Annotated in this window: 7 protein-coding genes; 2 read left to right on the top strand and 5 right to left on the bottom strand. The window is 67.0% G+C overall.

Features of this window, described 5'->3' with window-relative positions:
- Window positions 1-144: 144 nt before the first annotated feature.
- Together VNT50_RS07750 and VNT50_RS07745 are read left to right on the top strand one after the other, a co-directional pair.
- Window positions 145-903 (top strand): ABC transporter permease, encoded by a 759-nt coding sequence (locus tag VNT50_RS07750; protein ID WP_325484536.1) that lies wholly within the window; start codon window positions 145-147, stop codon window positions 901-903.
- 22 nt (window positions 904-925) lie between these two features.
- Window positions 926-1,723, top strand: a complete 798-nt coding sequence (locus VNT50_RS07745; protein WP_325484535.1) for an ABC transporter ATP-binding protein — start codon at window positions 926-928, stop codon at window positions 1,721-1,723.
- Here the strand turns inward: VNT50_RS07745 and VNT50_RS07740 are convergent.
- From VNT50_RS07740 to VNT50_RS07720, 5 genes are all read right to left on the bottom strand, one after another.
- A complete protein-coding gene (locus tag VNT50_RS07740) occupies window positions 1,720-2,661 on the bottom strand; it encodes a LysR family transcriptional regulator (RefSeq protein ID WP_325484534.1) in 942 nt (313 codons plus the stop codon). The genes VNT50_RS07745 and VNT50_RS07740 overlap by 4 nt on opposite strands.
- 162 nt (window positions 2,662-2,823) lie before the next feature.
- Window positions 2,824-4,509, bottom strand: coding sequence for a thiamine pyrophosphate-binding protein (locus tag VNT50_RS07735; RefSeq protein ID WP_325484533.1), 1,686 nt, complete (start codon window positions 4,507-4,509; stop codon window positions 2,824-2,826).
- Window positions 4,510-4,728: 219 nt separating this feature from the next.
- Window positions 4,729-5,106 (bottom strand): VOC family protein, encoded by a 378-nt coding sequence (locus VNT50_RS07730; RefSeq protein WP_325484532.1) that lies wholly within the window; start codon window positions 5,104-5,106, stop codon window positions 4,729-4,731.
- A gap of 83 nt (window positions 5,107-5,189) precedes the next feature.
- The gene (locus VNT50_RS07725) at window positions 5,190-6,791 is read right to left on the bottom strand and encodes an AMP-binding protein (RefSeq protein ID WP_325484531.1); all 1,602 of its coding nucleotides are present in this window, start codon (window positions 6,789-6,791) and stop codon (window positions 5,190-5,192) included.
- Between the two features lie 92 nt (window positions 6,792-6,883).
- Window positions 6,884-7,963: a Glu/Leu/Phe/Val dehydrogenase family protein gene (locus tag VNT50_RS07720; RefSeq protein WP_325484530.1), complete on the bottom strand. Its 1,080-nt coding sequence runs from the start codon at window positions 7,961-7,963 to the stop codon at window positions 6,884-6,886.
- Window positions 7,964-8,104 lie beyond the last annotated feature (141 nt).

The following is an 8,104-nucleotide window of genomic DNA, read 5'->3' as shown; positions in this document are numbered from 1 at the left end:
GGGTGGTGCGGTCAGCCTCATGTACGCGTTCGTCATCGTCGCGGGACTGCTCGGTCTGATGCTCGGCGCGTTCTTCAGGGGGATCGAGCGCCGGGCGCTCCACTGGCATCCCTCTCAGCGGACGGCCCAATCATGAGGCGCCCCGTGTTGTACACGATCGCTGAGATCGCCACGCCCGTCCTGGTCGTCCTGGTCGTCCTGGTGTTCACGAACGTCTCGGGCAACTTCTACTTCCCCCCTCTGCAGGAAGTGGCGGTAGCCTTCCAACAGAACTGGCTGTTCTCGAGGGTGCCTACCGACCTCCTGCCGAGTTTGTTCCGCCTGCTGAGCGGCTACTTCCTGGCGGTGATCTGCGGGGTGGGTTTCGGCATCCTGCTCGGGTTGAACCGGAAGATTCGGCGACAGGCAGCGCCTGTGGTGGAGTTCTTGCGAGCCATTCCGCCACCCGCACTGCTGCCGTTCACGCTCATCGTGCTCGGCATCGACAACCCGGGCAAGATCCTCCTTATCGCGTTCGTGTGCGTCTGGCCGATCCTGCTGAGCACGATGGACGGCATCGTCGGCATGGAGCCGACGATGCGAGACACTGGTCGCAGCTATCGGATCGCCAGGGTCGACGCGCTCATCTCGGTGGAATTACCCGCCGCATCCCCTCAGATCTTCGCCGGCATGCGTACAAGCCTTCCGCTCGCGATCATCATGATGGTGATCAGCGAGATGGTCGGAGCCTCGGACGGCATCGGCTACTTCATCGTTCAGGCGCAGCGAACCTTCGCGCTCGCCGACATGTGGTCGGGGATAATCCTGCTGGGACTGCTCGGCTACACGTTGAACCTCATCTTTTCCGTCGTGGAACGGCGCGTCCTCGCGTGGCATCGCAACGCGCGGGTGGTCGTCCAGTGATGCTCATCTCAAGGAGACACTCATGCTGAAGCTCAGCAACGTCAGCAAGCGATACGGCGGGAGTTCGGGCACCCTCGCGGTGAAGGATCTCAGCTTCGAGATCGGAACCGGTGAGGTCGTCACCATCGTCGGTCCGTCCGGATGCGGCAAGACGACGGTATTGAAGCTGATGGCGGGTTTGCTGGCACCCACGAGCGGCCAGATCGAGGTGGATGGCGTGGCGATGACGGGTCCCCCCGAGCAGATCGCCCTGGTTTTCCAGGACTATGCGAGTTCGCTCTACCCCTGGATGCGGGTCGGCGAGAACGTCGCGTTTCCACTGAAGCGGAAGAAGTTGTCGAAGGCCGCGCGGACGGAACGGGTGTCAGCGGCGTTGAGTTCGGTGGGTCTGGCGGACTTCGAACGCGCGTACCCGTGGCAACTCTCCGGCGGCATGCAGCAGCGCGTTGCGATCGCGCGCGGCCTTGCGTACCAACCTCAGATGCTGCTCATGGACGAACCTTTCGGCGCCCTCGACGCACAGACCCGCGCCGATCTCGAGGACCTCGTGCTCCGCGTCCGTGACGAATTCGACGTCACGGTGGTCTTCGTCACCCATGACATCGACGAGAGCGTCTACCTCGCCGACCGTGTGCTGGTGATGGGCCCGCGTCCGACATTCGTCGACGAGGACCTGGCCGTGGACCTTGCCCGGCCGCGCGACCAGATCGCGACGAAGGAACTTCCCGAATTCGCGCGACTTCGTGGTGAGGTCTATCGCAACATCCGAGCGTCCAGCCATGCGATGGCCGCGACGTCCGCCGTTGCCGGGCTGCACTAGGGAGCGCTCGGTCGCGCGCGAGGGGCACCGCCCGTGATCGCAGCGAAATCGTCCGGGAGATCGCGGAGGGCCTGGAAGACAGTGTCACGCAGCCAGGCGACCGCGGCCGAGTGCTGGCTGGTCGCCCGGGTGTACAGCCGAATCTCGACCGGGTCCACGGTGAACGGCAGCTGCAGCATCTGAACGGGCCAGTTGCTGAGCCACTCCGCGCCGAGGTTGACCGGAACCGTAGCAACCAAGTCGCTCGACGCCACGAGCGGCGGGAGTGCGGCGAAGTGATTCACGATGACCTCCGGCGAGATATGGTGGCCCGCGCGAGCCAGCGCCGCCTGGATCATGGGTGCTCCGGAGTCGCCAGCGACGCAGACGTGCGCCGCCGCCGTGTAAGCATCGAGCGCGAGAGGGTGACGGGTCAACCTGTGGTCTTGTGACACCAGCGCCGCGTAGCGGAGCCCTCGCAGCGTCATCTTCTCGAACAGCCCGGCGACCGGTGACGAGGTGACCGCGAGATCCACGGTGCCTCGCGATAGCCAGTCCGGCAGACGATCCACCGCGAGCGGAATCACTTCGAGGGACACCGACGGCGCCACCGCGCGGACCGCGCTCAAGATGGCGGGGAAGTACCCGATTTCGCCCAACTCCGAGAGGGCGAGGCGGAATCGACGATCCGAGTGCGCGGGATTGAACCCGTGGATGCTGTCCACGACCCGGTCGATACGCAGGAGGGCAGCACGGAACTCGGCGTAAACCTCTTGCGCCAACGGGCTGGGCTCCACGAAGCGTCCGACGCGGGTGAACAGAGGATCGTCTAGATCGTGCCGCAGCCGAGCCAGTGCCTGGCTCACGGCCGGCTGGCTCACGAAGAGTTCATTCGCCGCCGCGGTCAGGCTTCGATGCTCGTAGATCGCGACGAAAGTGCGCACCAAGTTCAGATCCACGATGTCCTCCACGCCGACAGGCACCCTCCGAAACGACGCGTTCGCGCCAGAGACGGTGGGAGGAACAAGATGCCTCCATAGTATGCGGACACGCACGGACCCCAGCAAGGTGGCGCCCGACGTCCGAGCCCACGCCATTCGAGTGCGAACACGAGGGGCGTTTCATGCCCCCGGCGCGTCGAGATCGGCACCAGTGGCTTCCACGGCGTGGGCATGGGCGAGAACCCAGGACGGGAATTTGGCGACCTTGGCGTCGACGACCAGGGGGACGCTGCGTGGCCCATCGATCCATCGCTGCACGCGCGCGAGATCATCCACTGTGCGGACCGTGACTCCCTCGCACCCGAAGCCGCGCGCTATCCCGGCGATGTCCGTCTCAGGAAACTGCACGGTCGAGAGCTCGTCCGTATCATGCTCGAAAACGTGCACCTCGGCGCCGTAGGCACTGTCGTTGTAAACGACCACGAGGATGCCGAGCCCCAGCCGTACCGCCGTGTCGAGCTCGACCAGCGACATCAGGAAGCCACCGTCGCCGATGCCCGCCACGGCGATGCGGTCGGGGAGCGCGATCGATGCGCCGATGGCGGACGATAGCGCCAAACCGATCGACTGGAACGAGAGGGGAACGCAGTAGCCGAATTGATCCGGCACCTTGAGATGTGCCGCCGGATAGCAGTTGAAATTGCCGCCGTCGGGGATGACGATGCGCTGCGCGGGAAGGATGGCATCGAGCCGGTTCGTCATCTCGCGCGGATCGATCCGGTCGGGCTCCGCACGGGAGACGACGGGCTGGTCTGTCCAGTACCGCACGGACGCCACATCATCGGGCGTGATGGCGCCGCGGTATCCGGGCGACTGGTAGTCATCTCGCGCGAGGGCATCGTCGACTGCTGCGGCGGTGAGCGCAGTGTCGCCGAGCACGGCAACACCGACGGGGTGGTGCCACCCAAGCGCTTCGAGACGGTCGTCCACCTGGACGACCGTCTTGTCGCGCAGCAACGCTCCCGATCGTGTGGTCCAGTTATTCAGACCCGCCCCGAACGCGATGATCAGGTCGGCGTCCGCGATGAGCGCGGCAGCGCCGTCGGTCGAGAAGCCGCCCATGATGTCGAGCGCCCAGTCATCCTGCGCGAATAGCCCCCGACCGGCGGCGGAAGTGGTGAGGAGGGCTCCGACGCGGTCAGCGAGTGACCTGATCTCCGGAGCCGCGTGCCATGCACCGCGACCCGCGACAAAGACGGGACGTTCGGCCGCCGTGAGAAGTTCTGCGACACGCTGCACGGAAGCCGGTGACGGGCCTGGGCGGTGCCGCTCCTGGAGCGCGGGAACGGAACGACTGTCCCACTCGATCGTCTGGGCCTGGATGTCGATCGGCATCGACAGGACTACCGTCTTGCGATCCAAGCTGGCCGTCGCGAAGGCGCGGGCCGCATCACGCACCGCGGTGCGGGCGGAATAGATGCGCTCGGGCACTGCGCCGACCGCACGCGCCGCGGCATCCTGATCGATATAGAAGTTCGACGTAACATCGCCGTCAGCCGTGTCCCCTGTGATGACGAGGATCGATGTATGGCACTTCGCTGCCTCACCGATGCCGGTGAGGGCATTTGTGAAGCCGCACCCTTGGTGGAGACTCACGACGGCCACCCGTCCCGTCGCACGGCTGTATGCGTCAGCCATGCAGGATGCGCCCATCTCATGACGCGCGGCGGTGAAGGGCACCCCGGCGCGAACCAGGGCATTCGTCGCGTAGAAGTTGCCGCTGCCCACTACGCCGAATACGCGCGATGCGCCTAGAGCTGCGATCGTTCTGCCGACGGCTTCCGCAACCGTGATCTGTTCCGACACTGACACCCCTTGATCCCGCGGCAGCATCGCCGCTGCATCGAAGTCTTCGCGCGATCGGGCAGAAGGTCGACTAAACGTTCAACCCGTTCCGATAACGAGGGGTTATCGGGAAGGCTGGCGATCCCGCGTCACTCCGCACCCGTGGCTCGCCTGGGTCGGTCGATCGGAATATCAACTCCAGGGCAGCCCACTCGACGAGACTCCCGCTCGGTTCCGATCTCATCCCTGCATGACGCCGATGATGTTGCCGCTGGGGTCGGTGAACCACGCGATGGGAGGGCCGTCCTCCGGACCCCGCGGCCGCACGATTCCGCGCTCGTCGTGGGTCATCTCGTCGTAGCGGAGCATCTCGACGCCCTTGCCGGCGAGCTCGTCGACCGCCGCGTCGATGTCGGCGACCTCGAGGTTCAGCACGGTGTGCTGCGCGGGCACGTGCTCGTCCTTGCCGTAGACGAAGAGGGTTCCGCCGCCCGTGAGATCGAGGGTGAGGAAGCCGTGCTCAGCGGTGACGGGGATGCCGAGAACGTCGCTGTAGAAGGCGCGAGCCTCGTCGATGTCGGTGACTGCGAGGCCGGGAAAGATCCGCTGAGCGTCCATGCCTCCACACAAGCACGGCGAGGGGGCATCGGCAACGGGGTGGGGCCCGCCCCTCACCCGGGGCCCGGCCCCCACAGGGCAGGTCAGGCCCCGACGGCGACGCCTTCGCGTTCGCGCAGGTCTTTGCGCAGGATCTTGCCGGAGGCCGACTTCGGAATCGCATCGATGAACTCGACCCGGCGCACCTTCTTGTGCGGGGCGACGTTCTCCGTCACGAATGCCGTGACTTCGTCATCCGTCAGCCCAGACCCGGGAGCTGGGACGATGAACGCCTTCGGAATCTCCTGCTTGTCGTCATCGAGCACGCCGATGACCGCCGCATCCAGCACCTTGGGGTGCGTCAGCAGGAGTGCCTCGAGCTCCGCGGGAGCGATCTGGTAGCCCTTGTACTTGATGAGCTCCTTCACGCGGTCGACGATCGAGAAGTAGCCGCCCTCGTGGTAGACGGCGATGTCGCCCGTGTGCAGGAAGCCGTCGGCGTCGACGGTCTCTGCGGTCGCATCGGGCTTATTGAGGTACCCGAGCATGACGTTCGGTCCCTTGAGCCACAGCTCGCCGGCTGCGGTCGTGCCCTCCGGACCGACCTCGGTGATCTCCGCACCCGTCGCGGTGTGGATGAGCTTGCACTCCATGTTGGGCAGCAGCGTGCCGACCGAGCTGACCGGGATGGCGTCGCCGCCCTCGGACGGTGTCGCGTGCGAGACCGGGCTGAGCTCGCTCATGCCGTAGCCCTGCATCATGCGTGCGTGGAGACGGCGTCCGGCGAGTTCGGCGGTCTCGCCGTCGAGCGGAGCGGCGCCCGAGAAGATCGTGCGCACGCTCGAGATGTCGAACTGGTCGACGACGGGGTGCTTGGCGAGTGCCACCGCGATCGGCGGCGCGATGAACAGGTAGGTGCACTGGAATTTCTGGGTGATCGTCAGGAACTCGACCAAATCGAACTTCGGCATCGTGACGAGGCTCGCGCGCTGGTGCAGGGCCAGGTTGAGCAGCACCGTCATGCCGTAGATGTGGAAGAACGGCAGCACCGCGAGGACGCGGTCGGTCGCGCGGAGGTCGATGTGGCCGCGGCACTGCTGCACGTTCGCCACGAGGTTGCGGTGGCTGAGCATGACGCCCTTGGGGATGCCGGTCGTGCCGGACGAGTAGGGGAGCACGGCGACGTGGGTCGCGGGGTCGAAGGTCACGTCGGGCGCGGGGCTCTGCTCCGTGAGCAGGTCGCGGAGGTTCGGGTGACCCTCCGCCCCATCGAGCACGACGACGTTGTCGTGGGGGATGCCGACCGCCGCGGCGGCCGCCTTGGCCCCCGCCAGCAGCGGGGTCACCGTGATGAGCCACGTGGCGCCGGCGTCGCGGAGCTGCTTCTCGATCTCTCCCGCGGTGTACAGCGAGTTGATCGTCGTGACCGTCGCGCCCGCCCGGAGGATGCCGTGGAAGACCGTTGCGAACGCCGGAACATTGGGGCACAGCAGCCCGAGCACGGTGTCGGTGGTGACCCCGCGGGCGGCCAGGGCGCCGGCGAAGGCGTTCACCTGAGCGCGCAGCGCGCCGTACGTCGTCTCCGCGCCCGTCGACGGATCGACGAGGGCGACGCGGGCGAGATCGTCGTCGGTGAGTCCTCCGAAGAGGTAGTCGTAGATCGAGACTTCGGGGATCTCGACGTCGGGCAGGGGGCTCGTGAACATAGGGTCTCCTTTGACTCGTACATCTTGCCACCTTTGCGACTGAGTGTCACGAGGCGAGGCACTCAGTCCGACGGGAGCCGTTCACGACGGGGCTACGCCAGGGCGTGCTCCCGCGTCGCCGCGCCGACCCGGAGCCGCTCGGCGGCGAGACCCTCGGCGGCCTCGAGCGGCGTGACGCCGCGCGACTCCGCCTCGTCGAAGATGCGCCGGACCGTGTCGCCGATCGCCGACACGCGCCCCATGATCTCTTCGCGGCCCGCGAGCTGCTTGGCCACGAGGTCGAGGTAGATGACGCCGCCGGCGTTCACGACGAAATCGGGTGCATACAGGATGCCGCGGCGCGCGAGGCGCTCGGCGCCCGAGTGCTCGGCGAGCGGGTTGTTCGCGGGACCGCACACGGCGCGGGCGTCGAGGGCGTCGATGACCTCGTCGGTGAGGAGGCCGCCGATGCCCGCCGGCACGAACACGTCCGCCGCCACGAGGTGCTCTTCGCCGGGTGCCACCCAGTCCGCGCCGAGCTGCAGGGCGAGGTCGCGCTTGGCAGGGTTCACATCGGTCACTGTGAGGTTGGCGCCTTCCGCGCTGAGGCGGACGGCGAGGCGGCTGCCGACCTGGCCCATGCCGGAGATCGTGATCCGGCGGCCCTCCACGGCGCCCGTCCCCGTGACACGCTCGAGCGTCGCGCGCAGCGCCTCGTAGACGCCGAGGCTTGTGGGGCCGGCGGGCTCGCCGGAGCCGCCCCCCGATTCCGGAAGCCCGACGACGTGGTTGGTGCGCTCGCTGACCGTGAGCATGTCCTCGGTCGTCGATCCGACGTCCTCGGCCGTGCGGTAGAGGCCGTTCAGCGATTCCACTGCGTCGCCGAGGTCGAGGAAGGCGGCGCGGCGACGCCCGGCGTCGAGCACGGTGCCCGCGGGGAGGTGGATGACTGATTTGCCGCCACCCGCGTCGAGCCCGGCCGCCGCGTTCTTGAGGGTCATCGCGGCCGAGAGGCGCAGGGCATCGCCGAGGGCGTCGCTCCAGTGCGGATAGGTCCACAGCCGCGCCCCGCCGAGGGCGGAGCCGAGCACCGATGAGTGCAGTGCCACGGCGATGAAGAGCCCGCTGCGTCGACCGGTCACGGTCTCGACGCGTTCGTGGCGGAAGTCGGGCAGTGGCAGGCTCGCAGACATTGTGGTCCTCGTCGATCAGCCGCTCGTGTCTTCGTGGGACGCGAGGCGTGTGCGTGTGCGATGCGCGTTATCGCGACATCCCTTCTATTGCACCATTGCCCGGCCGATTGTTCAACGTCCCCGGCCGCAACTGAGCAGACT

This window comes from Microbacterium sp., assembly GCF_035554235.1.
GTDB lineage: Bacteria > Actinomycetota > Actinomycetes > Actinomycetales > Microbacteriaceae > Microbacterium.
Note: the sequence above shows the minus strand (reverse complement) of the source record. Positions and strands in the feature narration are given on the sequence as shown.